The sequence below is a fragment of the Streptomyces sp. NPDC007084 genome (genome assembly GCF_040703595.1).
Classification (GTDB): domain Bacteria; phylum Actinomycetota; class Actinomycetes; order Streptomycetales; family Streptomycetaceae; genus Streptomyces.
Window position 1 is genome coordinate 1 of record NZ_JBEYFY010000083.1, and the last position, 24,589, is coordinate 24,589.

20 protein-coding genes are annotated in these 24,589 nt (G+C 70.3%); 7 read left to right on the forward strand and 13 right to left on the reverse strand.

Annotation, left to right across the window (positions count from 1 at the left end; all coding sequences use genetic code 11):
* Positions 1-2,138: M4 family metallopeptidase (locus tag AB0912_RS33810; RefSeq protein ID WP_366706766.1), on the forward strand; the 2,138-nt coding region annotated here is incomplete at its 5' end.
* Between the two features lie 166 nt (positions 2,139-2,304).
* Here AB0912_RS33810 and AB0912_RS33815 read toward each other — a convergent pair.
* The 8 genes from AB0912_RS33815 to AB0912_RS33850 form a co-directional block, all read right to left on the reverse strand.
* Complete coding sequence (locus AB0912_RS33815) at positions 2,305-3,780, reverse strand: hypothetical protein (protein ID WP_366706768.1); 1,476 nt, start codon at positions 3,778-3,780, stop codon at positions 2,305-2,307.
* A gap of 753 nt (positions 3,781-4,533) precedes the next feature.
* On the reverse strand, positions 4,534-5,649 hold the full coding sequence (locus AB0912_RS33820) for a UDP-galactopyranose mutase (protein ID WP_366706770.1): 1,116 nt from the start codon (positions 5,647-5,649) through the stop codon (positions 4,534-4,536).
* A 22-nt stretch (positions 5,650-5,671) separates the two neighbouring features.
* Entirely contained in the window at positions 5,672-6,082 is a 411-nt protein-coding gene (locus tag AB0912_RS33825) for a GtrA family protein (RefSeq protein ID WP_366706772.1), read from the reverse strand.
* The gene (locus AB0912_RS33830; RefSeq protein ID WP_366706774.1) at positions 6,079-7,389 is read right to left on the reverse strand and encodes an FAD-binding oxidoreductase; all 1,311 of its coding nucleotides are present in this window, start codon (positions 7,387-7,389) and stop codon (positions 6,079-6,081) included. The genes AB0912_RS33825 and AB0912_RS33830 overlap by 4 nt, the downstream gene beginning before the upstream one ends.
* Complete coding sequence (locus AB0912_RS33835; protein ID WP_366706776.1) at positions 7,379-8,374, reverse strand: hypothetical protein; 996 nt, start codon at positions 8,372-8,374, stop codon at positions 7,379-7,381. The genes AB0912_RS33830 and AB0912_RS33835 overlap by 11 nt, the downstream gene beginning before the upstream one ends.
* Before the next feature lie 2 nt (positions 8,375-8,376).
* Positions 8,377-9,189 (reverse strand): glycosyltransferase family 2 protein, encoded by an 813-nt coding sequence (locus tag AB0912_RS33840; RefSeq protein WP_366706778.1) that lies wholly within the window; start codon positions 9,187-9,189, stop codon positions 8,377-8,379.
* Positions 9,149-9,580, reverse strand: coding sequence for a DUF4387 family protein (locus AB0912_RS33845; RefSeq protein WP_366706780.1), 432 nt, complete (start codon positions 9,578-9,580; stop codon positions 9,149-9,151). Before AB0912_RS33845 ends, AB0912_RS33840 begins: the two co-directional genes overlap by 41 nt.
* A gap of 707 nt (positions 9,581-10,287) precedes the next feature.
* Positions 10,288-10,566: a hypothetical protein gene (locus AB0912_RS33850; protein ID WP_366706782.1), complete on the reverse strand. Its 279-nt coding sequence runs from the start codon at positions 10,564-10,566 to the stop codon at positions 10,288-10,290.
* 1,091 nt (positions 10,567-11,657) lie between these two features.
* Here AB0912_RS33850 and AB0912_RS33855 point away from each other — a divergent pair.
* Complete coding sequence (locus AB0912_RS33855; protein WP_366706783.1) at positions 11,658-14,207, forward strand: discoidin domain-containing protein; 2,550 nt, start codon at positions 11,658-11,660, stop codon at positions 14,205-14,207.
* A 108-nt stretch (positions 14,208-14,315) separates the two neighbouring features.
* On the opposite strand, the gene AB0912_RS33860 is transcribed toward AB0912_RS33855, so the two are convergent.
* Entirely contained in the window at positions 14,316-14,672 is a 357-nt protein-coding gene (locus AB0912_RS33860) for a hypothetical protein (RefSeq protein ID WP_366706785.1), read from the reverse strand.
* Positions 14,673-15,022: 350 nt separating this feature from the next.
* Here AB0912_RS33860 and AB0912_RS33865 point away from each other — a divergent pair, with 350 nt between their 5' ends.
* Positions 15,023-16,165, forward strand: coding sequence for a hypothetical protein (locus AB0912_RS33865; protein WP_366706787.1), 1,143 nt, complete (start codon positions 15,023-15,025; stop codon positions 16,163-16,165).
* 177 nt (positions 16,166-16,342) lie between these two features.
* On the opposite strand, the gene AB0912_RS33870 is transcribed toward AB0912_RS33865, so the two are convergent.
* From AB0912_RS33870 to AB0912_RS33885, 4 genes are all read right to left on the reverse strand, one after another.
* The gene (locus AB0912_RS33870) at positions 16,343-17,284 is read right to left on the reverse strand and encodes a hypothetical protein (RefSeq protein ID WP_366706789.1); all 942 of its coding nucleotides are present in this window, start codon (positions 17,282-17,284) and stop codon (positions 16,343-16,345) included.
* A 132-nt stretch (positions 17,285-17,416) separates the two neighbouring features.
* Complete coding sequence (locus AB0912_RS33875; RefSeq protein ID WP_366706791.1) at positions 17,417-17,881, reverse strand: ATP-binding protein; 465 nt, start codon at positions 17,879-17,881, stop codon at positions 17,417-17,419.
* A 139-nt stretch (positions 17,882-18,020) separates the two neighbouring features.
* Positions 18,021-18,455 carry an OsmC family protein gene (locus tag AB0912_RS33880; protein ID WP_366706793.1) on the reverse strand — a complete coding sequence of 145 codons (435 nt, stop codon included), beginning with the start codon at positions 18,453-18,455 and terminating at the stop codon, positions 18,021-18,023.
* A 221-nt stretch (positions 18,456-18,676) separates the two neighbouring features.
* A complete protein-coding gene (locus AB0912_RS33885; RefSeq protein ID WP_366706795.1) occupies positions 18,677-19,411 on the reverse strand; it encodes an IclR family transcriptional regulator in 735 nt (244 codons plus the stop codon).
* A gap of 376 nt (positions 19,412-19,787) precedes the next feature.
* On the opposite strand from AB0912_RS33885, the gene AB0912_RS33890 reads away from it, so the two are divergent.
* The 4 genes from AB0912_RS33890 to AB0912_RS33905 all read left to right on the forward strand — a co-directional run bounded on the left by AB0912_RS33890 (position 19,788) and on the right by AB0912_RS33905 (position 24,524).
* A complete protein-coding gene (locus AB0912_RS33890; protein WP_366706797.1) occupies positions 19,788-21,251 on the forward strand; it encodes an amidohydrolase family protein in 1,464 nt (487 codons plus the stop codon).
* A gap of 284 nt (positions 21,252-21,535) precedes the next feature.
* Positions 21,536-22,510 carry an amidohydrolase family protein gene (locus AB0912_RS33895; RefSeq protein WP_366706799.1) on the forward strand — a complete coding sequence of 325 codons (975 nt, stop codon included), beginning with the start codon at positions 21,536-21,538 and terminating at the stop codon, positions 22,508-22,510.
* A gap of 129 nt (positions 22,511-22,639) precedes the next feature.
* Positions 22,640-23,470: a PP2C family protein-serine/threonine phosphatase gene (locus tag AB0912_RS33900; RefSeq protein ID WP_366706801.1), complete on the forward strand. Its 831-nt coding sequence runs from the start codon at positions 22,640-22,642 to the stop codon at positions 23,468-23,470.
* 46 nt (positions 23,471-23,516) lie between these two features.
* Positions 23,517-24,524 carry an MASE1 domain-containing protein gene (locus tag AB0912_RS33905; protein WP_366706803.1) on the forward strand — a complete coding sequence of 336 codons (1,008 nt, stop codon included), beginning with the start codon at positions 23,517-23,519 and terminating at the stop codon, positions 24,522-24,524.
* Positions 24,525-24,589: the final 65 nt, after the last annotated feature.

The window sequence follows — 24,589 nt, forward strand, 5'->3', positions numbered from 1 at the left end:
GCCGGATCACCGCCAAGCCCCGGGCCGCCGCCGCCCAGGTGCCCCTGACACCCGCCCGCCGCACGGCCCTCATCAGGTCCGCCACCGCCGAGGCGGCCGGCACGGCGCGGAAACTCGGCCTCGGCGCCCGCGAGAAGCTCGCCGTCAAGGACGTCGTCCAGGACGCCGACGGCACGACCCACACGCGCTACGAGCGGACGTACGGCGGACTTCCGGTGCTCGGCGGTGACCTGGTCGTCCATCTGAGGAACGGCCGGACCACCGTGTCCAAGGCCACCCGCGCCACCCTCACCGTGCCGAGCACCACGCCCCGCAGGCCGGCCGCCGACGCCCGGGCGAAGGCGCTCTCCATCGGCAGGAAGGCGGCCGTTAAGCGGGCCGCCCTCGACCGGGCACCGCGGCTCGTCGTGTGGGCCGCCGAGGGACGGCCCGTCCTGGCCTGGGAGTCCGTGGTCGAGGGCTTCCAGCACGACGGCACCCCCAGCGAACTGCACGTCGTCACCGACGCCGGCACCGGCAAGGTCGCCGCCCGGTACGAGGGCGTCCACACCGGCACGGGCACCGGCCAGTACAGCGGCACCGTCCCGCTCTCCACCACGCCCGCCGGTTCGGCGTACCAGCTCGTCGACGGCGACCGGGCCGGACACCGCACGTACGACCTCAACCAGGGGACCACCGGCACCGGGACGCTCTACACCGACGACAACGATGTCTGGGGCGACGGCACCCAGAGCGATCGGCAGACCGCGGGCGTCGACGTCGCCTTCGGCGCCGCCGCGACCTGGGACTACTACAAGGACGTGTTCGGCCGCGACGGCATCCGCGACGACGGGGTCGCCGCGTACAGCCGGGCCCACTACGGCAACAACTACGTCAACGCGTTCTGGTCCGACAGCTGCTTCTGCATGACCTACGGCGACGGCTCGGGCAACGCCCATCCGCTGACCGCCCTGGACGTGGCGGCCCACGAGATGAGCCACGGCGTCACCAGCGCCACCGCCAACCTGACGTACTCGGGCGAGTCCGGCGGCCTCAACGAGGCGACGTCCGACATCTTCGCCGCGGCCGTCGAGTTCCACGCGAACCTCGCGGCGGACGTCCCCGACTACCTCGTCGGCGAGAAGATCGACATCCGAGGCGACGGCACCCCGCTGCGCTACATGGACAAGCCCTCCCGGGACGGCACCTCCCGCGACTACTGGGACTCCTCCCTCGGCGGCATCGACGTCCACTACTCCTCGGGGCCGGCGAACCACTTCTTCTACCTGCTCTCCGAGGGCAGCGGCGCGAAGACCGTCAACGGCGTCGCCTACGACAGTCCGACCCACGACGGGCTGCCGGTCACCGGCATCGGCATCGAGAACGCCTCGCGCGTCTGGTACCGCGCGCTGACCACGTACATGACGTCCACGACGAACTACGCGGGCGCCCGCGTCGCCACCCTCCAGGCCGCCGCCGATCTCTTCGGCGCCTACAGCCCCACCTACCTCGCCGTCGCCGACGCCTGGGCCGGCATCAACGTCGGTGACCGCATCGCCCTCGGCGTCAACATCGCCCCGATCCCCGACCAGACCTCCGGCGTCGGCCAGGACGTCTCGCTCCAGGTCGACGCGTACACCACCAACACCGACGCGAGCCTGGCCTACTCCGCCACCGGCCTGCCCGACGGCCTGAGCATCGGCGAGACCGGCCTGATCACCGGGGTCCCCACCGGCACCGGGACCAGCGACACCACCGTCACCGTCACCGACAGCACCGGCGCCACCGTCTCGGTGACCTTCGCCTGGCGGGTCGCGTACGTGTACGCCAACGCCACCCGCGTCGACATCCCCGACCTGGGCCCGGCAGTCGAGTCACCCATCACCATCACCGGCCGCCCCGGCAACGCGTCCGCCACCACGGAGGTGTACGTCGACATCGTGCACACCTACCGGGGTGACCTGACCGTCGACCTCGTCGGGCCCGACGGCACCGTGTACTCCCTGCTCAACCGCAGCGGCGGCTCGGCCGACAACGTGGACCAGACCTTCACGGTCGACGCCTCGGCCCAGCCGGTGGACGGCACCTGGAAGCTCCGCGTCCGGGACCTCGCCTCCCTCGACACCGGCTACCTCCGGCAGTGGCGGATCACCCCCTGATCCAAGACCGGCACGGGCGTCCCGCCGTTTCGGCGGCGGGACGCTCCCCGCATGCCCGACGATGAAGGGCCGCTCACCCGGCTCCCGTCGGATCTGCCTTCCGGTTGACCGACATGGGCGTGACGACCCCGCGGACATCACGCCATCAGGATCCCGCCGACCTGCGTCACGAACTGCGCCGGACGAAGTCCGTCGTCTTGAACGACGTTTTGTCCATAGAAGTCATACCGTCGGTGACCCACCAGTGCGTCGGGCCCGCGCCCGACGACTCGAACATGCCGTCGTCTCCCCAATCGAAGACGATCTCGTCCTTGCCGTCCGCGTCGAAGTCGGCAGCGGCCACGGGCCGTGCGCGCTGCCCTTCCGAGGCGTCCTTCCCCTTCTTCGCCTGTGTGGGACCCGTCCGCCCGACGGTGAGGCGGCGATCGCCGTCGATCAAGGTGGCACCTTCGTACGTGGCGACCAGGACGCCGTCACGACCGTCGCCGTCGGGGTCGGCGGCCATGAACCCGCCGGGCCCTTCGTAATGTTCCACCCCGTCGCCGTCCTTGGGCGCCCGGGGCAGCTGCTGCTTGACGGACTCGCCGCCATCGCCGGGATACACCGCGAGCGAGCCTTCGACCTCGGGGTTCTCCTTGCCCTCGCCGGGCTCGTCGTTGCGGCTGCCGCTGTCGCCGACGGCGACATCACGCCGGCCGTCCCCGTCGAAGTCACCGAAGGCGTAGCCGTTGCCGACACGCAGCTTCTTGCCGTCCGTGGAAAGACCGGTTCCCCGATCGGCCTCGAAGAGGGTGTTCGACGACTGCTCGCCGTCGCTCTCGCCGCGCAGCAGGAGCGAGGTCGCACGCGCCTTGCCGGACGGGTCGATGTCGTCGGCGGCCAGCGCGCCCTTCCCTGCCGGGCCCTTCGCGGTACGGGCCGGGACGCCGGAGCGGGTGAACGGTCCGTACATGACCACGAGGGAGGACTCATGGCCAAGTGCCGCGATGTCGTGGTGCCCGTCCCCGTCGAAGTCTCCACGGGTGACGGGTCCTTGCACGCCGAGTGTGGAGACGTCTCCCGGCAGCCGGACAGGTGTCGCTTCGGTCCCGGTCCCGGGTCCCGCGGGTCCGCCCCAGGTCACGTAAGGGATCGTGCGCGACACGACCAGGCGTCCGTCACCCGTCTTCACCTCCACGTCCTCGCCCACGACGGCGGTGACGAAGTCCGGGAAACCGTCACCGTCCAGATCGGCGGAGACCACGTCGGCGGCGCTGACACTGTCGGCGTCGGTGGCGGGCCGGTCTGCGGGTGGATCGGGAAGTCCCAGGTCGCGGCGTCCGTACACGGTATGGGTCGCGGGGACGAGGCCCTTGGAGGAACCGTAGATCACAGCGATCCGCTGGTCGCCGTCCGGAGCCTTCCACTTCCCTCCCACCGCGACGGGAATCATGAGGTCCCGGTGCCCGTCGCCGTTGATGTCATCGGGGTCCTTCGAGCCCTTCGCCCGGCTCTCGGCGGGAGAACCCGGCTCACCGGCCGCCGACGTCCCACCGCGCCCACGGGCCGAGTCAGGCTCCGCCGCGCTGTCGCTGTCGCACGCCGAGAGCGGGACGAGTACGGCGCAGGCGGCGAGACTCGACAAGATGATGCGAGTTTTCATGACTTCCACTCTTACGTTCTGTTGGATGGTTCCGAACCGCTCACGAAGAGCCGCTTAACGCGACCTTCCAGGCGGTCCAGAGTCAGAGGAAGGCGGCATGGAGGGTTAGGGAATGGTGTCGCGTTCGGAGACCTCTGCTGGCGTACTCCGATCCGTTCGGCGTCGGCGTATACATCGCTGACATCACCCTCATGACCGTGATGGTCGTCGTGGTGTTCGTATCGCTGCTGAAGGGCTGGACTCCCGTACTGGCCGGTCGGCCGGCTCGCGCTCAGGCCGTTGGTGTACTGGTCGGTCTGCTGGCGGGGGCATACCCGTCGCTGCGGGCTTCTCGGATGGAACCCGTCGAAGCGTTGCGGGCCCCGTCCTGAGCGCCGTACCGAGGCTCGCAACTCCGCCCGTCTCACCGCCGGCTTCACCCCCGCTCCGACGGGCGTTGCTCGACTTCCCCGGGTGGAGGGGGCGAGGCCGTCGGCCGGACGCATCTGCTGCCCGACCACCCGGGGCAGCCCGGCACGGTCTCGTTGCGGGCCGAACTGACCGACCGGGACGGCAACACTCTGGTGGGGTCGATCGGCCGCGCATACATCACCGAGCAGGTCGGCCCTGCCGGGTGTGTTCCGGGGCCGACCGCCCCGGAGCACACCTCGATCGCGACGGGCCCGAACCGCCCGCGGAGCGCGCGGTTCGACCGTTGGTTTGGTGGGGAAAGCCCCGGCTTCATCGGTGCACGCGCGTCCCCGAACATCTCCGTCACGCCCCTGCCGCGTCGTTCCACCTGAGGATGCGGGCCGCCGTGTTGAGACCCTGACGGATGGCCTGGTCCATGTCGATGTACGTGTATGTCGCCAGCCGACCGGCGAGGTGTACGTGCGGCCCGAACTCCTTGGTCACCAACGTGCGGTAGTCATGGGCCAGGCGGCGGTTCCTGCCCTCCACGTCGTCGACCGGATAGTGGCGGTCCGGAGCTCCGGGGTATTCGTAGCTGACGACCGTGCCCTTCACGGTCTGGCCGCTCATCCACTTGGTTTCGATGCGCCGGGTGTAGGCCTGGTCGAGCCCGGGATGGTTGACCACCCCACAGGACAGCACGTGGTCGACATGGGGGATGAAGTGGTTCTCCAGGCGCACGCCCCGCCACGGCAGCTCACCCAGGGCGTTCCCGAAGAAGACGTCGAGCGGCGCGGTGAGCACGAGGGCGTCCGCTCCCCGCACGTGCTCGTCGAAGGACTCCGCGGTCACCCCCGCGCCGAGTTCGACCTGCACGCCACCGAGCAGTGCGTCGATGAGCTTGAGGTAGCCGCCGCGGGGCCAGCCTTGGTACGTGTCCCGGAACAGGTCCCGATAACCGTCGTCGCGCAGCTCGATGCGCTTGGGTGCCCACTGCGCGGCGAGATGGGTGGGATCCGTCCCCCATTGCTTGATGGTGTACGGCCTGATGAACAGTGAATAGAGCGTCGCTCCCATGATGTCCTCGCACCATGTCTCGAAGTTCGTGGTGCGCGCCCGCTCCGGACGCTGGTTGAGCTCGTGCCGGATACGGGGCCATTGTGGCAGTTGTTCGAGTTCGGAGACCTGCGGTGGCCAGGAGAGCAGCCGGTCGCCGACTTCGGTCATCACCCGGTGCCGGTAAGGCAGCATCTCCACCCGGTCGGTGACGAACTTCCACACCTGGGGGTCGGTGGTGTGCAGTATGTGCGCGCCGTGCGGCTCATAGAGGATGCCGTTGGCCGCTTCTGTGCGTAACTGGCCTCCCCACACGGGCCTCTGCTCGATGACCCGGACGTCTGCGCCGGCTTCGTTCAGGGCTGCCGCTGCGGTGGCTCCGGCGAGACCGCTGCCGATGATGGTGACCTTCAACTCGTCCATTCTCCTTGGGTTGAGACACGGATTACCGCGAAGTGAGGACACGGCGACGGAACACCCACAGCCGCAGCACTACGAACCGGCCGACTGTGCCGACGGCCGACGACACGGCCAGCACGGCGAGCTCCATCCTTCGTGACGGCGTGGCTACCACGGCCTGGAGCAGGAGCAGGGCGCCCGAAGTGAGCAGGTAGTACGCGGCGAAGACCAGCAGACCCTGCAGCTGCGTACGGGCGAATGAGTTCTGGTCCGCCGTGAAGGTGAAGCGACGGTTCGCCTCGGTGTTGACGACCGTGCACACCGTCAGGGCACCGAAGTTCGCCGTCAGCGCTGACAGCCCAATGCGCAGCAGCGCGTACAACACGATCTGCAACAAGAGACAGAGCACGCCGACGAGAACGAACCGGGCCATCTGGCGGACAAGGGCCCGGTTCACGGTTCCTCGCCCGTCACCCGACGCCACAGAGACGACGAGAAACCAGGGTCCACGTATGCGCGGAAGTCGGTCCACTGCGGATACATCGAGCTGAAGGCGCCGGGGCTGAGCGTCGAATCCTTGGCCAGGTAGACACGACCCCCCAGCTCGATCATCAATTCGTCCAGCTCGCGGAAGAGACGTGTGGTGCGCTCGCCGCGATGGACGAAGTCGAACGCCCCGCCCAGCCCCCGGACCGGGAACGACATCATGCCCGGCGCCGGCGCCGGCCCGTACCGCTTGAGAATGGCGAGTACGACGACGTTGTCCGAGCGCCGCACGGCCTCAAGCAGGCGGGGCAGCCCGTCGTTCACCGCCGCCGCGGGGATGAGGAAGTGGTACTGGTAGAAGCCCTTGGGACCGAGGAGCCGGTTCCAGTCGCCGAGCGAATCCATCTGGTACAGGTACTTCTGGTAGCTGACCCGGCCTGGTCTCCTGCGCCCCTGAAGCCAGAAGTAGGCCGCGTTGAACGCCTGTGCGTGAGGTCGTCCTACGCACCACCGAGGCAGGTCGAAGGGCATGCGAGGCCGGAACCGGCTTGGGGAGAAGGAGCCTCCGCCGACGGCGTCGTTGCCGATTTCGAGAACCCCGCGGAACGCCCGGCGGCTGGTCAGGTCGAGCCAGGCAGTGGCGTGCTCATGGCTGTCTGCGGAGGCCTCGATGTGCGCCATCAAAGCGGACAGTTCCGTGTGCTGGTGCGTCTCGACGTCTATGAATGACGACTTCACCGGACGCAGCTGTAGTTTCACCGTTGTGATCAGTCCGGTAAGTCCCATACCGCCGACCGTCGCCCTGAAAAGCTGCTCGTCCTCGCCAGGACCGCACACGCCGTGGTAGCCGTCGCTGCGCATCAGCTCGACCGCGAGAAGGTGATGGCCGAACGAGCCGGCCATGACGTGGTTCCTGCCGTGTACGTCATGGGCCACGCAACCGGCAACCGACGCGAGGCCGGTGCTCGGTGAGACAGCCAGTCGCCAGCCGTATGGGGCGGCGTATCTCTGGACGGCGTCGATCGTCACGCCCGCCTCACAGTGCAGGACGCCCGTCTGCGGGTCGAAGGACAGAATGCGGTTCAGCCTCCGTGTGTCGAGCAGCGTGTTGCCCGCATTCAGACAGCTGTCGCCGTAGGAGTGACCAAACCCTCTTGGCAGCACGGACCCAGTGACCTTCGGCACGGCCTCCAGTCCTCGTGGCACCGCCAGAACACGCTGCCGGAACCTGTGCACCCGGTTCCAGGCCAGAGGTGTACTCCACTCGTCAGCTTGCATGTGTTTCCACCTTCTCGTGCTTTTCGCGGGCTCGGCCACTGCGCGTCAACGCGAGGGATGCGCCGAGACCCAGCAGTGCGCCACTGACCGGGAGCAAGGGGAGCTTCCCTGCCGCGTCGGGCGGCACGCCACGGGACCGGAGCTTGTCCACCGCTTCACGCTGCTCAGCCTCGCGGTCGCCGATGTAGACGTTCACATAGTCGTTGGCAGCGCGTCGGCACGAGTCCGAAACAGCCCTGTCAGGGTGCGCCCTTTGGTCTGCCTTGACACCGTCGGCGATCTGCAGGTCCCGTGCGGGAACATTCCACCGGGAGTCACCGCCTGCATAGAAAGTGGGAGAGTCGCCGCCGGACAGCATGAACGCCCCCACGAAGACGATCACGGCCGGCACCGCGGTCATCAGCAGTATCCTGGTCCGGGCGCGCGGGCTTCCGGCGGGAAACCAGAGCTCCTGCACGACGAGGTAATCACGCGTCAGGAAGTACGAGGCCACCCCGATCGCACTTGTCACCACGACGACGGAAATCGTCGTGACCGTGCCAGCATTCACCGGGTTCGGCATGCATGGGGGAAGGTAGGCGATCAGTGAGTCCGCCGGATCACCGTATCCGTAGTGCAGTCCGGAGCCGAGATATTGCAGACCGGCCAGTAGATTCACGGCTCCGTATGTGATCAGTGCGAGCCGGACCCACCGCGACCGGAACGGAATCCTGCTGAGGAACATGGCGGTCAGACCACTGAGAATGTGTGAGACCGGCCCGACGATCAGAGCGAGGAACCGGGGCGTGGCGCCCGTGTCCTCGGCGAAGGAGAAGTTGCCGTACCCGTCGCCGAAAAGAGGCACGTGGAGCCCTGCGAGGTCGGCGCCGAACAGCCCGCCGACCAGCAGGTGGGACGACTCGTGCAGCGCCACGCCCACACGTGAGGTGACCCAGATCAGCAGGGCGAGCGTGACGGTGAAGCCGAGAAGGCGAAGTCGGGACACTCTCAGGCCGCCATGTCGTGCCGGTATGGGTGGTGCGCGCACGGCGCCTGGCCGACGAAATATGATCCGTGGACCGCGAAGATGTGCTGCGTTTTGCGGAACCGCAGCCGCCAGGCGAGTAGCTGTCCGAGACACTGCAGGCACGCACGCACCAGACGCCAGCTGACGATGGACACCTTTCCCGTGGTCCGCTTCCAGTGGGTGACCGGTACGTGCACCACCGGGACTTGTAGAGTGTGGGCGAGGACCGCGATAAAGACGTTGGGAATGAAGACGTTCGCCGGGATGTTCTTGACCGCGAAATTCAGGTAATGACGGTCCATCAGGCGGTAGGGCACGTTGGCATCAGGGATGCGAACGCGAAAGACCAGCCGTAGCAGAACCCGCAGGGACAGCGATATGAAGCGACGGTAGAGTGGCGTGCTGCGCTGTAGCCGCCACCCGAAGACGAACGGCGCGCGATCACGATGCCGCCAGAGTCTCGGGAACTCCTGCGGATCGAATTCGTTGTCGGAGTCGACTTGGAAAACATGACTTGCGCCGGAATCGAGGGCGAGGCGGTATCCGTGCATCACGGACGGCCCGTGCCCGATGCCGGTCTGTCGTATGAGTCGGATGCGGGGATCGGACTCCGCCAGCTCCGCCACGATCCCGGCCGTACGGTCCGTGGAGCCGTCGTCGATGACAATCACCTGAGCGGCATCCCCAGCGGTGAGCCCCACTTCACTGAGGACACCCAGCCAACCGGTCAGTGTCTCTTTGATGCAGCCTTCCTCATTGCGGGCCGGCATCACGATCGCAAGTTCCATGATCATGAGAGATGTTCCTTCCTGTAGTCGGGCCTGTATCGGGTAATTCGGGTGGAGACGACCGCCGGTGCGCGGTTCGGCCGGAGTTGTCGGCGGAACCGGGTTCGGCACTGGTCATGCCGCAGTGACCTCCATGTCCATGAGCGGGGCGTACTGCCGGCCGGCGTACGACAACGTCCTCGTAGGACGCGTGGTCGTGGCACGTGAAGTCGAACGTGAGAGTGAAGGGGCCCGCGTTCTCGGAACGGATTAGGGAGCAGGGGTCAAGCGGGTCGGGGGCGTTGCCGGCCAGGACGGCGCCGCCTGTGCCGTAGAAGCGGTAGTCGATGTCGATGTCCGCCGGATTGACCGCGCCGCGGAAGACGTCGGCGACCCTGGCATCGAGCGGAGACCTCACACATGCCAGCGGCCTAGGGCTGAACCGGGAAGGCGTGTGAGGGTGGACACCGGGAGAGCGCGGCCTGCCCGGCTGCGAGCCTCACGGCAGACTGGAGCCACCCCCACCCCAGAGCCAGTCACGATGCAACGCCCCCGGCCTTACGGCCGAGCCGCGGAGCTCCGCCGCGAAGCAAGCCCTGAGGCATCCGATTGCCTCGGAACTCCAGGGCGCCACCTCGCGGATGCGATACATCGTCGAGCACGAGGAAGACGATGCATCCTGCTATAGCAAATTGTCAATACGATTCCCTCTTTGAAGTGTCGGTCACAGCGAGTCAATTGATGACCTCGGACGGGCCGGTCGGGCGACCACTCGTGATGACCAGGAGGTTCTCGCTGTTCGGGTCCGGTAGAGACTCTTCTGGGCGGTTGCGGACTTGAGCAGTGACCGCCCTGCCGGGCCGTCACTGCGCCACGCAGACCACCCTCACGAAGATCACACCGCTGGGCGCCGCCCGTCATCGACACAAACGGACACACGTCGTCCTCGACGCCCTTGGTGCCGCGTGATCGATGGCGTCCGCCGGCATCCGAGGGCGCGGACCAGAAGGGTCCAGGTGCCGCACGCTTTCACTCGGCGGGTCCGCGACTCCTTGGGGGGCCGGGTGATCGTGGAGCGGCCGGCGCCCGAACACCGGCTCTGATTCCGGCTCCGCATGCCGCAGATCACACCGCGGACGCGTCGGCGTGGTCACTAGCCGATCTGCCGAGAGCAGTCGGCGACGGCGACCGGCACCCGCGGTCGGTCGCCGGATCGTGGCGGAGGTGGCCCAGTTCATTGCGGAGCAGGTCGGTGTACCGGATACGGCGGTCATCCGCAGAGACACCCGGCTCGATGCTGATCCGCGAGTCGACAGGCACATCGATCGGGTCGATGCCGTTGGCCCGTAGCCAATCCGCCACTGCTCCGACCGGACCATGACCGGTCCCCTCAAGCCTGGGCACGTCACCTTCCAAGGTTCGGGAGGCAGGAAGTGCCTGCACTACGTGCGGCGATGCGTCGAGGTTCACTCGGGCCGCGCCGAAAGGGAGAGGGGTCCAGTCCTCCGTGAAGTGGGTACCGGCGGGCGCTCGCGGATGCACCGGAAGGCAGGGGCCGTTCACGGTCTCCGCGCCGCCTTCACCGTGCGCAAGGGCCACTCGACCGGCCTCGCACCGGCTGGACTCGACGCGGCCGACGCTCGAGTGCGATGGTGCCGATGTCCTGCCGGACTGTCGCCCAGGTTCACGTTGCACCGCCCCGATTGCTGAGGCGGAGGAGCATTCGGAGGGCTTCTCGATCCGGTGGTACGTGTTGCGGAAGAGGATCTCGTGGCCAGAAGAATCCCGGAGGCCCGGCCGCCGTAGCCTGTGCCGGTCCGGAGTGGGCAAGGACCTCGTGACTGAGGCGATCGGTGGCGTGTGGATCGGGCGCGCCGGGGTCTGCCGGGTCAAGAAAACACATTTCTGGAGCTTGTGCTTCGGGCCTTCTCAGGTGCTGGCTCTTCCCTCAGGGGAGGTGGAAGCCCTTGGCTCATCACGGTCGCCGGCCTGACGTGCCTTCTCGGGGCGAGGGCGGCACTGTGGACCTTCGTGTGGTTTGCGGCGCTGAGGCGCTATCGCAGGTGCGGGGACGACATTCTGTGGCCTCGGTTGATTGCCGCCGATCCCGCGACCGATACCGAAGCCCCGGCCGCCGGACCGGCCGGCCACGACTGCTGCTGACGGAACGTCAACAACCTTCGAAACGCGCCCCTTTGGCCCGCCGCGCCTTCAAGCCTTGACGGGACCGGGCCCGCGGCCGGTGTACTTCCGGCCTCTCCGTCCAGGTCATGCCGTTCGCGGCGGCGCGCCGCCCCCGCGCCCGTGAAAGGAAGTTGAAGAAACTCACGTCACGACTCTTGCCACCCCAATGGTTCATTACTTAAATCAAACCGTGAACTAAGCGTGCATGGAGGCCGGTTCACACTCACGGGTCGCACGGGGCAGAGCTCGCTCCCGCGCCCGAATCCCGTGCGTCCGCTCCGCTCGTCACCCCACCCGCATGGAGTCACGGCATGAAACTCAGATCCTTGGGTGTCGCGCTCGCCGCAATGGCCGCGCTCGTCACCCTGCCCCTGCAAAGCCCGGCCGCCGCGGCCGACCTGCCGCTGTCCCAGGGCAAGACGGCCACGTCGTCCTCCGACGAGAACGCGGGCACCCCCGCCGCCAACGCCGTCGACGGCAACACCGCCACCCGCTGGTCCTCCGCCGCCCTGGACACCCAGTGGCTCCAGGTCGACCTCGGCTCCTCGGCCACCATCAGCAAGGTCGTCCTCAACTGGGAGACCGCGTACGGCAGCGACTACAAGATCCAGACGTCCCCGGACGGGAACACCTGGACCGACATCAAGAGCGTGACCGGCGGCGACGGCGGCATCGACACCCTCGACGTCTCCGGCCAGGGCCGCTACGTACGCATGTACGGCGTCCACCGCGCCACCCAGTACGGCTACTCCCTCTGGGAGTTCCAGGTGTTCGGCAGCACCGGCGGCACCACCACCCCGCCCGCGGGCTGTGACTCGGCCAACGCCGCCCAGGGCAAGCCGGCGAGCGCCTCCTCTACCGAGAACGCCGGCACCCCGGCGTCGGCCGCGTTCGACGGCAACACCGCCACCCGCTGGTCCAGCGCGGCCTCCGACCCGCAGTGGGTCCAGGTCGACCTCGGCTCCTCCAAGGCCCTGTGCCGCGTCGACCTCAACTGGGAGGCCGCGTACGGCAAGGCGTTCCAGATCCAGGCCTCCGCGGACGGCCAGAGCTGGACCACCCTCAAGTCCGTCACCAACGGCACCGCGGGCTCGACGTCCTACGACGTCTCCGGCCAGGGCCGCTACGTGCGGATCTACGGGACCACCCGTGGCACCGGATACGGCTACTCGCTCTGGGAGGTGGCCGTCCACACCGGTTCAGGCGGCGGCACCGGGCCCGTGCAGGGCGGCGGCGACCTCGGCCCCAACGTGATCGTCGTCGACCCCTCGACGCCCAACCTCCAGGCGAAGTTCGACCAGGTCTTCGCCCAGCAGGAGTCGAACCAGTTCGGCACCGGCCGCTACCAGTTCCTGCTGAAGCCCGGCACCTACAGCGGGATCAACGCCCAGGTCGGCTTCTACACCTCGATCTCCGGCCTCGGCCTCAACCCCGACGACGTCCGCATCAACGGTGACGTCACCGTCGACGCGGGCTGGTTCAACGGCAACGCCACCCAGAACTTCTGGCGTTCGGCGGAGAACCTGTCGATCAACCCCTCCAACGGCACCGACCGCTGGGCGGTGGCCCAGGCCGCCCCCTTCCGCCGCATCCACGTGCAGGGCGGCCTCAACCTCGCCCCGAACGGCTACGGCTGGGCCTCCGGCGGCTACATCGCCGACTCCAAGATCGACGGTACGGTCGGCCCGTACTCCCAGCAGCAGTGGTACACCCGTGACAGCTCCGTCGGCGGCTGGACCAACGGCGTCTGGAACATGACGTTCTCCGGCGTACAGGGCGCCCCGGCCACCAACTTCGACTCCGGCCCGTACACCACCCTGGACAACACCCCCGTCTCGCGCGAGAAGCCCTTCCTCTACCTGGACGGCAACGCGTACAAGGTGTTCGTGCCCGCCAAGCGCACCAACGCCCGCGGCGTCTCCTGGCCCAACACGGCCGGTTCCTCGATTCCGCTGGACCAGTTCTACGTGGTCAAGCCCGGCGCGACCGCGGCGACCATCAACACCGCCCTCGCCCAGGGCCTCAACCTGCTCTTCACCCCGGGCGTCTACCACCTCGACCAGACCATCAACGTGACCCGGGCGAACACCGTCGTCCTCGGCCTCGGTCTGGCGACCATCATCCCGGACAACGGCGTCGACGCCCTGCACGTCGCCGACGTCGACGGGGTCAAGCTCGCCGGCTTCCTGATCGACGCCGGCCGCTCCAACTCCAACACGCTCCTCCAGATCGGCCCGGCCGGCAGCTCCGCCGATCACTCGGCCAACCCCACCACCATGCAGGACGTGTTCGTGCGCATCGGCGGCGCGGGCCCCGGCCTCGCCACCAACTCCGTGGTGGTCAACAGCAACAACGTCGTCGTCGACCACACCTGGCTGTGGCGCGCCGACCACGGCGAAGGCGTCGGCTGGGAGACCAACCGGGCCGACTACGGCCTCGTGGTCAACGGCAACGACGTCCTCACCACCGGCCTGTTCGTCGAGCACTTCAACAAGTACGACGTGCTGTGGAACGGCGAACGCGGGCGCACGATCTTCTTCCAGAACGAGAAGGCGTACGACGTGCCGAACGCCGCCGCCGTCACCCACGACGGCATCGTCGGATACGCGGCCTACAAGGTCGCCGACTCCGTCAACGTGCACGAGGCCTGGGGCCTGGGAAGTTACTGCAACTTCACCTCGGACCCGTCGATCGTGCAGGCGCACGGCTTCCAGGTGCCGGTCAAGACAGGGATCAAACTGCACGACATCCTGGTGATCTCCCTGGGCGGCAAGGGCCAGTACGCCCACGTCGTCAACAACACCGGCGCACCCACCTCGGGGACGGACACCGTTCCCTCGAAGATCACGTCGTTCCCCTGACGGTGACCGGGCCGGCGGTCTGACCGCCGGCACCGCCCACCGACAGGACGCGGGTGCCGGGTTCTCCTCCACGGAGGGGGACCCGGCACCCGCACGTCGTACGCGCCCTCAGGACGGACGGCGGCCCAGCCGCCCCGGGCCGGAGGGCACTCGGTCCGCCAGTGTGCCGGGCGTCGCGTCGTGGGCCCGCGCGGACTCGTGGTCGGGCGGGCCGGCCGGCTCCAGCAGGGCCGCGTGCGCGATCAGGCGGCGCGCCAGCTCACGCGCCTCGGCCGGGGTCAGGGAGGCCCACGCCCCGTGCTCGTCGCCCCGGTCGGGTCCCACGTCCAGCGTGACGCGGCCGACCGGCCGGTCCGGGGAGAACAGCCGCAGCTCCTTCACGGCGATCCGTCGGCCACAGGATGTCACGAGCGGCGCGTCGGCCGCCACCGCCCCGTCCGGTCGACCCTGTCCGAACCTCGTCATCGCTCTCACGCCTTTCCACGAACAGTCCCGTCGGCCGGTCCACCGCCCGAGGCGAAACCGCGCCCACCGGTTCCCGTCAGCTGTTCCAATCAGCGTCGGCACAGCCGGGTTTGTTCCCGTCCTCCGCACGTCACAGGCGTCCACGGGGGACGCGAGGCCCGCGCGGGCGGACTCCTCGGCGGTACGGCCGGCCGGGGGAGCGGGGCTTCACACCGATGCCCCGTCCGAGTGGCGGCCGTCCGGCGGCGCCCCTAGTAATGGTCAGCGGGCCGCGAACGGAATCGGGGACCGGAGAGCGGTCGCACCGTGCGTCGCCTGCGCGGCCGCAGCCAGTACTTGGAGCAAAGAACATGAGTACCCCCCTTTCCTCTCCCGCCTCGGACCGTTCCGGCATATCCCTGGACGCCCACGACACCCCGCCCGAGCCGCGGCATCCCGACCCGTTCGAGGGCCTGGTGCACGCGGCGGTCGCCGATCGGCCCCTGGAAGAGGTCATCCAGCTCATCACGCTGCTGGAACAGTCACCGGACCACGCCCGCGCCGCCGTCGACGCGCTCAGAGCCGTCGGCGTGGACCGCCCCGTGGACGACGTCGGGCGGCTCGTGGCCGAACTGGCCAGCCCGCCCCGCAACCCCGACAGCGCGGACGAGGTGATCCGCTCGGCGGCCGAGTCCCGCCCCGTCGAGGACGTCAGCCGCCTGATGGCGCTGCTGCACCGGCCGTCGGTCGAGTCCCACTGCGCGGAGGAAGCGGTACGCGCCGTCGCCGCCCGCCGTCCCGTCGAGGAACTCGTGGAACTCATCGGCCGGTTGTCCGACGAGCGCGCCCGGCGGGACGCGTCGGCCGCGACCGACCCCGGGCACGACCACCCCGCCGCGGCTGCGACGTCCGCCGCCCCGGGTCCGTCCTCGCCGTCCGCCTTCGCACCGTCCGCTTCCGTGCCGGCCCGGGAGAACGCCGGTCCGCCATCCCGGCCCGCCTCCGGAGAGGACGACGCCGTGTTCCGAGAGCGTGCCGGACGCGCGCCACGGACGCGCGGCGGGCGAGACCCGGTGAGGACGGCCGCGCCCCCGGACTGGCTCCGCCGGCTGGTGGCCGTCGCCGTCGTCGTGTGCGGCGCGATGTACCTACCGCTGCGGCACGACGGCGCCACGCCGCCTGTTCAGGCCTTCGGTCTGGCGGTGTTCGGGCTGTGCCTGCTGCTCGCGGCGGCCCTGCTGCTGCGCGGCGCGGTGCCGCTGCTCGTCGCCGCCGTCCTTCTCCCGTCGGCCCTCGCCGCTCTCGGCCTCCTGGAGGGGCGGCTCCACTCGACGTCCCTGTCCCAGGCGTCGCACATCGCGGTCGCACCGCCCTGGGCGGCCGGGGTCGCCTCGGCGGGCACGGCCCTGGCCGCGCTCGTCGCGCTGCTCGTCACCCTCACCGCCGACCGCACGGCCCGCCGCCTCGCGCCGCCCGCAGCGGCGAAGGTGAGCACCGACCGCGCGGCGCGCTGACCGGCTCACGGCCGTACGCCCCCGACGGGTTGACACCGCCGACGGGTTGACACCGGCGGCGGACGAACGGCCCGCCCGGCGAACGGACCAGCGCGCGGCGCTCCACTCCGCTCGCCGGGCGGGACTGGCGCTCAGGGGTCCCGCTCGCCGGGCGGTCACACCGGGCAGCCCCCCCGGTCAGCGGCGGGCGGAACCCTTGCCGCGCAGGGCCCCCAGGCGTTCCAGGAGGAGTCCCTCGCGGGTGGACCAGGGAGAGATCTCCACGGTCGTGGCCCGGCAGGCGTCCATCAGGGCCTCGGCGACCAGGGCACCGGCGAGGGACTGTCCGGCCCGGTGCCGCGAGATGCCGGGCAGCCTGCTCCGGCCGGCCGAGCCCTGCTTGGCCAGAACGCGCACCGCGGCCCGTACTTCCTCGATGGTCAGCCGCTGCTGGGCGAGCGGCCGGGGGCGCCCGGCACCGGCGTAACGGGCGAGCTGGGTGAACGTCTTGGAGCAGGCGAGGACCCGGCCGTCCGGGTCTGCCTGCGGGAGGTCGGTCACCTGGGCCAGGCGGTCGCCCAGGTGGTCGCGCACCTCCGCCAGCCGCCGCTTCGAGGACACGGCCTCGCCGAGCTTCCACTCGCGGGTGACGGTCCGGGCTCCCAGCGGGAGCGACACCGTGGTGCGCGGCTGTCTCGCGGTGCCGGACGCGATCTCCACCGTGCCGCCGCCGATGTCGAGGACCAGCAGCGAGCCGGGCTGTTCACCGGCCCAGTGACGGGCGGCGACATAGGCGAGGCGGGCCTCCTCCTCGCCGGACAGTACGCGCAGGCGGGTGCCGGTGGCACGTGCCACCTGGGCGAGGACCTCGTCGCGGTTGGGCGCGTCACGGATCACGGAGGTGGCGAACGCGTACACGTCAGGCAGGCTCTCCCCGTCCTCGGCGAGCGTTTCGGCGACGGCGAGCTGGACGCTGCGCACGCCCGCCTTGTCCAGGCGGCCGTTGGCGTCGAGCGTCTCGTGCAACTGGAGCCGGACCTTGCGGGACAGCACCGGTTCCATGTCGGTTCCGCCGCGCCGGCGCGCGACAGTCAGCAACGCGCTGTGACACCCGACGTCGAGAACACCTGCCTGCCGCACGTGGAAACCCCCTGTTTTCTCGCCTGAGAGAGACGTTCGAACTCGTATTCTCCCGCATGACGCGGCCGGAGTCGCGACACGATGTTGTCACGGGCCGCCGGGAGCGCACGGGCCAGGGGTGGAGGCCAGGACTCAGGCGATGGTCTGCGCCACGTCGCTGTCGGGGACGTCGGCCAGGACGACGACCGCGGTGATGCGCTTGCCGACCGGCTCGCGATGCACCTCGAAGGCCTGGCACACGCCCATCACGATCTCCAGGCCGTGCTGTCCGACCCGGCCCACGTCGGCGGCGCGGGCCACCGGGAGCGTCGGATCGGAGTCCCACACCGTCGCCCGTACCGCGCCCTCGTCCACCGACAGGGACAGCAGACAGGGGCCGCCCGCGTACTTGACCGCGTTGGTCACCAGCTCGCTGACGACCAGGGGCACCATGCCCATCACCCGTCCCGAGACGGGCAGTCCGGCGACCGCCTGCACCTCCGTCAGGAAGTCACGGGCGAAGGCCCGCGCCTCGGCTATGCACGCGGAGTCCCCGTCGTACGCGACGGACGCCTCGATCAGCGCACCCCGTTGTTTCCGCTGTTCCGCTTCACTCACCGATCGGCCCATACGTTCCATCCCCGTCCGCCCACTCCGACGTACGGGCGTCTGCCCCGAAAACCACGCTTCACTCCACCCCCGTCGCGCGATCGTCTCCCAGGCCTCACCTCACGGCCCGCCGGCCGCCCCCGCCAGGTCAGACGTCCGTGACCGTGGCCGTGACGGGAGTGCCGATCTCGACCGTGCGGCTGACCGTGCAGAGCCTGTCGTGCGAGGTCCGGACCGCGCGGGGGAGGATGGCCCGGGCGCGCTCGGCCGACTCGCCGTCGGCGAACGCCACGGCGAAGGCGACCGCGAGGTCGGTCAGCCGGTTGCCCAGTTCGTCGCCGACCTTGTTGCCGGTCACGGTGACGGTGAACTGTTCGGGTTCCGCGTGCCGGGTGGTCGCCACGTCGACGTCCACCGCGGTGCAGCCGCCGAGGGCGGCGAGCAGCAGTTCGACGGGCGTGAACGTGTCGTCGCCTTCGGCGCCGGTGCCGAACGAGATGGTCCCGCCGCGCGTGTTCGTCGCGGTGAACTGTCCGGCCCCGGTCCGTTCGACGGTGACGAGCCGCTGATCGTTGTCACTCATGGACCCGACCCTATGGGGTCGGGCGCGGATCATCCGGCGGGTTCGCTCGTGTTCCGGGCGACGGACCGCAGGGCGGCGGAGGTGCGGTCGATGTGTTCGCGGAGCAGCCGGGAGGCCCGCTCGGCGTCCTTCGAGCGACGGAGCCGAGGGGGCGCGGAGTCGAGGGGACGCGCATGAGGGTGGTGAACAATCGACGGCCGGCGCCGTACCGCGACCGGGAGTCAGGGGTCGGCTCGGCGTTCGGAGGCGAGTTGGCGTGAGACCGCCCGGGCCGTGGTGCGTACGGCGGGGACGTACGAGGCGGCGCCGGGGCTGGTGCCCGGTACCACCACCGACAGCGCCGCGACCACCCCCTCGGCGTCCCGGACCGGCGCCGCCACCGTCAGCAACGGCCGGGGCTCGCTCTGAACGCCGACGGCGTAGTCACCCCGCCGGACCTCGGCGAGCGCCCTGCGCAGTTCGGCCGGTGTCCGCACGACGTCGTCCCCGCCGCCGCCCTCGAAGCCCCCGATCACCGCCTCCCGCACTTCGGCGGGCGCGTGTGCCAGCAGGACCAGGCCGACGCCCGTGGTGGCCAGCGGCATCCGTCCGCCCACCCGGAAACGGACCGGGCCCGCGTCATGGGCGGAGAGCCGCTCCACGAGAAGGGCCTCCGTCCCCTCGCGCACGGCCAGCAGCACATGCTGGCCGGTCACGTGGAACAGGTCCTCCATGAACGGCATGGCCACCGCCCGCAGTCCGTGCCCGCGCGGAGCGAGCGAGGCGATCTCCAGCAGCCGCAGCCCGATGACGTACCGGCCGTCGTCAAGACGCTCCAGCGCGCCGGCCTCGACCAGTCTGCGGGCCATGCGCAGGGCGCTGCTGCGCGGTGTCCCGGTCCGCCGGGCGAGTTCGGCCAGCGGCTGGGCACGGTGCTCGGCGTCGAACGAGCGCAGCAGCGTGAACGCCCGGTCCACGACCGCCTCACCGACCGGCGGCTTGCGCCCACGCGCCGGTCCACCGCTCGCCGGTTCACTACGTGCCGGTCCACCGCTCGCCTGTTCACTACGCGCCGGTCCACCGCTCGCCGGTTCACTACGTGCCGGCCCACCGCTCGCCGGGAGCCCGCTCTCCGAGGGCCCGTCCGCGGGCGGCTTGGCCCGCGCCGTCGAGTGCTCGCCGGCATGCGCCGGGAGGCCGGGGGAGTGATCCGCTGTCGGCACGGCATCTCCGTTCCATTCAATGGCATGTGTCCTGCCATTCGCCGGAACACCTGCCTAACGTGGAACCGGCCGGACGTCAACACGGCCGCAGGCCGAGGCCACGCCACACACCAGTGAGGGAGCACCCGACATGACCCCACCGCCACCCGTGACGGGCCAGGCTGCCGCCGGGCGGGACACCGCCGTCCTGCTGAAGAACGCGACGGTCGTCGACACCCGGGACGGCACGCTCGCGCCCGGCACCGACGTGCTGATCCGCGCGGACCGGATCGTCGACGTGCGCCCCGGCATCGTCGTCACCGACGGGCCCGAACCCTTCACGGTGGACGCCCGTGGGAAGTACGTCGTCCCCGGTTACGCCGACATGCACGCCCACCCCCTGGGCCAGCGCCCCGAAGAGGAAGCCCGCGACCTGGAACTCCTGCTGGCCCACGGCGTCACAGGCTTCCGCCAGATGTCGGGCTCGCTCGCCCTGCTGGAGAAGCGCGCCTCCGGAACCCTCGGCCTCCCGGCCGCCTCGCCCGAACTCCTCGCGCTGCCCGGCCCGTTGCTGCTGACCCCGGTCAACGCCGCCACCGGCGAACAGGCCGTGGCCGCGGTACGCGAACAGCACGCGGCCGGCGCCGACTTCATCAAGGCGGCCATGGTCACCCCCGAGGTGTTCTTCGCCGCCCAGGCCGAGGCGCTGCGCCTGGGACTGCCCATCGTCGGACACCTGCCCGTCGGGATCGACGTACCGAAGGCGTCCCGGATCGGCATGAAGTCCATCGAGCATCTCGGCCCGGGCGTCGGCCTGTTCGCCTGCTGCTCGACGGACGGCGCCCATGTGCACGCGAACGCCGCCGGACAGCCCGCGATGAAGGTGCCGCCCTTCAAACTCCCGTTCATGGAGCGGGTGATGGAACGCGTCGTCAAGAAGCTCGTCATCAACCCGATCAACCGCACCAAGCCGGCGGACATCGAGAACCTGCGGCTCGCCGTGCGCACCTTCGACGACGACCTGGCCGCCGAGCTGGCCGAACGGTTCGTCGCCGACGGTACCTGGCAGGTGCCGACCCTCATCCGGGTCAAGACCCAGGAGCTGTGCGACGACCCGGCGTTCGCGAACGACCCCGACCTGCGGTACATGGGCGAGGCGACGGTCCGGAGCTGGAAGGCGGCGGCCAGGAAGTTCACCGCCTTCCCGGCCGAGGCCCGTGAGACGTTCCGCGCGGTCTACCGGCGCCAACTGGAGCTGACCAAGCTGTTCGACGACGCCGGGGTCCCGATGCTCGTCGGCAGCGACTGCTCCGGAGCGGCGTGGGTCGTCCCGGGCGCCTCCCTGCACCACGAGTTCGACGAACTCGCCCGCGCCGGGCTCACCCCGCTGCGCGTCCTGCAGATGACCACGCTCCGCGCGGCGGAGTTCCTCGACGCCACCGACACGATGGGCACCGTCGAGCCGGGCAGGCGCGCCGACCTCGTCCTCCTGGACGCCGACCCCGTGGAGCGCGTCGAGCATCTGCACCGCATCGCCGGAGTGGTGCGCGCCGGGCAGCACTACGGCGCGGCGGAGCTGGACGCGCTCAAGGAGCGCGTCGCCGCCCGGGCGTGAGCTGCCCGACCCCGGAGGCGGCCGTCAGGGGGAGCTGCCGGCCGCCGGCCCGCGAGAGGGACTTGGCCCGTCATCGCCGGTCGGGGCGGGGCCCGGCCCAGGCGTGACCGGGCCCCGCCTCGTCACCGCCCCCTGCCCTACGCCTCGTCACCGCCCCCTGCCCTACGCCTCGTCACCGCCCGCTGCCCTGCGCACGGCCCCCGGCCGCCGTGACCGCACCCCGCCCCCCCCCACCGTCCGACCCGACCACGTCATCCCACCCCCACCCCGAAAGGACCCCCGTCATGCCCGACACCGCACCCCCGCTCGTAGACGCTCACTCCCACTTCCTCACGCCCGAGTACGCCGGCGCCGCCCGGGCCGCCGGGCATCTGCGTCCCGACGGGATGCCGGGGTGGCCCGACTGGAGCGCGGAGGAACACCTCCGGCTGATGGACCGGTGGGGCATCGGGACCTCGCTTCTGTCGATCTCCTCGCCCGGCACCCACTTCGGTGACGACGCCGCCGCGCGTGCCCTGAGCCGGCACGTCAACGACGCGGGCGCCGCGATCCGGCAGCGGCACCCGGACCGCTTCGGACACTTCGCCTCGCTGCCGCTGCCCGACGTGCCGGGCGCCCTCGAAGAGCTGGCCCACGCCATGGACGACCTGGGCGCCGACGGCGTCACGGTGGAGACCAACGCCCACGGCGTCTACCTGGGCGACGAGCGCTACGAGCCGCTGTGGGCCGAACTCGACCGCCGGCGCACCCCCGTCTTCGTCCACCCCACCTCACCGCCGCACGCCGAGGAACTGGCGCTCGGCCGGCCCCGCCCGATGCTGGAGTTCGTCTTCGACTCCACCCGCACCGTGAGCGACCTGCTGTTCGCCGGCGTCCTCGCGAGGTATCCGAACATCCCCTGGATCATCACCCACGGCGGCGGCGCCCTGCCGCTGCTGGCCCAGCGCATGGAACTGTTCCGCACCATGCTCCCCTCCGGCGCCACCGACTCCGAGCCCGTCCCCGACCAGCTCGGACGCCTCTGGTACGACCTGGCGGGCACCCCCTTCCCCCACCAGGCCCCGGCCCTGACGGCGGCCTTCGGCAGCGAGCGCGTGCTGTACGGCAGCGACTACTGCTGGACCCCGGCGTTCGGCGTGGACGCGCAGGTCGCCTCCCTGACGGCGGCCGCGCAGCCCCCGGGGGACACCTGGCACGCCCTGACCACCCGAAACGCCCAGCGGCTCTTCCCGCGTCTGAATCCGGCGGCCTCCGGCTGAGCCCGGCGGCCTCCGGCTGAGCGAGGCCCGGGAGCCGCCGATGTCGGGTCCGGCCCCTCGGGTCGTTATCATCCGATAGAAGCGTTTTATCCCGTGCTTCATGCTGCGTTTCTCCTCCCGGGGTGGTCGATGTCCCGCAAGGCCGCGACGGGCGACGACGACGAGCTGCTGGCCAGGCTCGGGTCGCTGACCGCTCAGGCGCGTGAACGCGCGGAGTTCCAGCGCTCTCAGGTGGAGCTGGCCATCGCGCTGCAACGCGGCATGCTCCCGGGAGACATGCCCTCCGCCCCCGGATTCGACCTGGCCGTCGAGTACGCGCCCGCCTGCTACGGCCTCAACGTGGGCGGCGACTGGTACGACGCCTTCATGCTGCCCGACGGCCGGATCGGGCTGTCCATAGGCGACGTGCAGGGGCACAACATCGAGGCCGCGGCGTTCATGGGCCAGGTGAGGGTCGGCCTGCGGGCCCTCGCCTCGGTGACCGGCCAGCCCGGAGAACTGCTCGCCCGGACCAACGAACTCATCCTGTCCCTGGGCGCCGACCTCTTCGCTACCTGCACCTTCATGCGGCTCGACCCCGCCACCGGACTGCTGGAGAGCGCGCGGGCCGGACACATACCGTGCGTCTGGGCCACGGCGGACGGAAAGTCCGGCATCACCGAGGACGAGGGAGGCCCCCCGCTCGGTATCGCCTCGGGCATGCGGTACCCGGTGACCCGGCACCGGCTCACCACCGGCGGCGTCTTCGTGCTGCTCACCGACGGTGTGGTCGAAGGACCGTCGATGAGCGTCGACGAGGGACTCGACCAGGTCGTACGGCTCGCGGGCGTCGCCGCCGTGGCGGGCCTGTCGGCCGGTTCGCTGGCCGCCGCCGTCATCAAGGGAGCCGAACGCGTGGGACACGAGGACGACGCGGCCGTCCTCGTCGTCGGACACGACGGGCGCGCCGTGCGCGCATAGCGCCGATGCGCCGCTCGCCTCGCACAGTGCGCGGCGGCGGTGTCTGATGGCTCGTGTGGTGGGTACACACGAGCTGCGCAGGCCGGCCGTCCTGGCGCTCCAGACGCTGGCGATCGCCGCCTGCTACTACGGAGCGGGACGGCTCGGACTCGTGCGACGGCTCTCGGTCGAGGGCGCCGTGTTCACCCCCATCTGGCCGCCCACCGGACTGGCCGTCGCCGCCCTGCTGATCCTCGGCATCCGCGCCTGGCTCGGGATCGCCCTCGGCGCCCTCCTGGTCGTCCTGTCCCTCTCCTCGTTCACCTCGATCACGCCGTCCGCGGCCGGCATCGTCGCCGGCAACACGGTCGCCCCCTTGTGCGCCTATCTCCTGCTGCGCCAGGTGCGCTTCCGGAACGATCTCAGCCGGCTGCGCGACGGGCTGGCTCTGGTCTTCCTCGCCGCCCTCGTCAGCATGACGATCAGCGCGAGCACGGGCGTCGGCCTGCTCATCGCCACCGGCAAACTCGCCACGGGCGACTTCTGGCCGGTCTGGCTGGCCTGGTGGGTGGGCGACGCGATGGGCGTCCTCATCGTCACCCCGGTCGTCCTGATGGCGTACACCCTCCGCAGGCCGCTGGACCTGTCCCGGTGGAAGGAGGCCGTCCTCCTCCTGATCGCGGTCTGTGTCGTCGTCCCGTACGCCACCCACAGCACCCTCAGCCTGCTCTACCTCGTCTACCCGGTGCTGATCTGGGCCGCGCTGCGGTTCGAGCTGGCCGGCAGTCTGCTGTGCGCCCTCTTCGCGTCCGTCCTGGCCACCATCGCCGCCACGGACCGATCCGGTCCCTTCGTGGATCTGTCCAACACCTCGGTCATGATCAAGCTGCAGGCGTTCAACGGCTCCATGGCGCTGACCGCGCTGCTGCTGTCCGCGGTCATCACCGAGCAGCGCAACACCCGGCGCTCCGTGGAACGGGCCTGTCAGGAACTCGTCCAGGTGCTGGAGCACCTGACCGCCGGGAACCCCCCGCCCCGCCCGCCGCCGCCTCCGCGGGACGACCGCCTGGCCTGAGCCGCATGGCGCCCCCGAAGCCGCGCGTCCCGGGCGCCCCCGAAGCCGCGCGTCCCGGGCGCCCC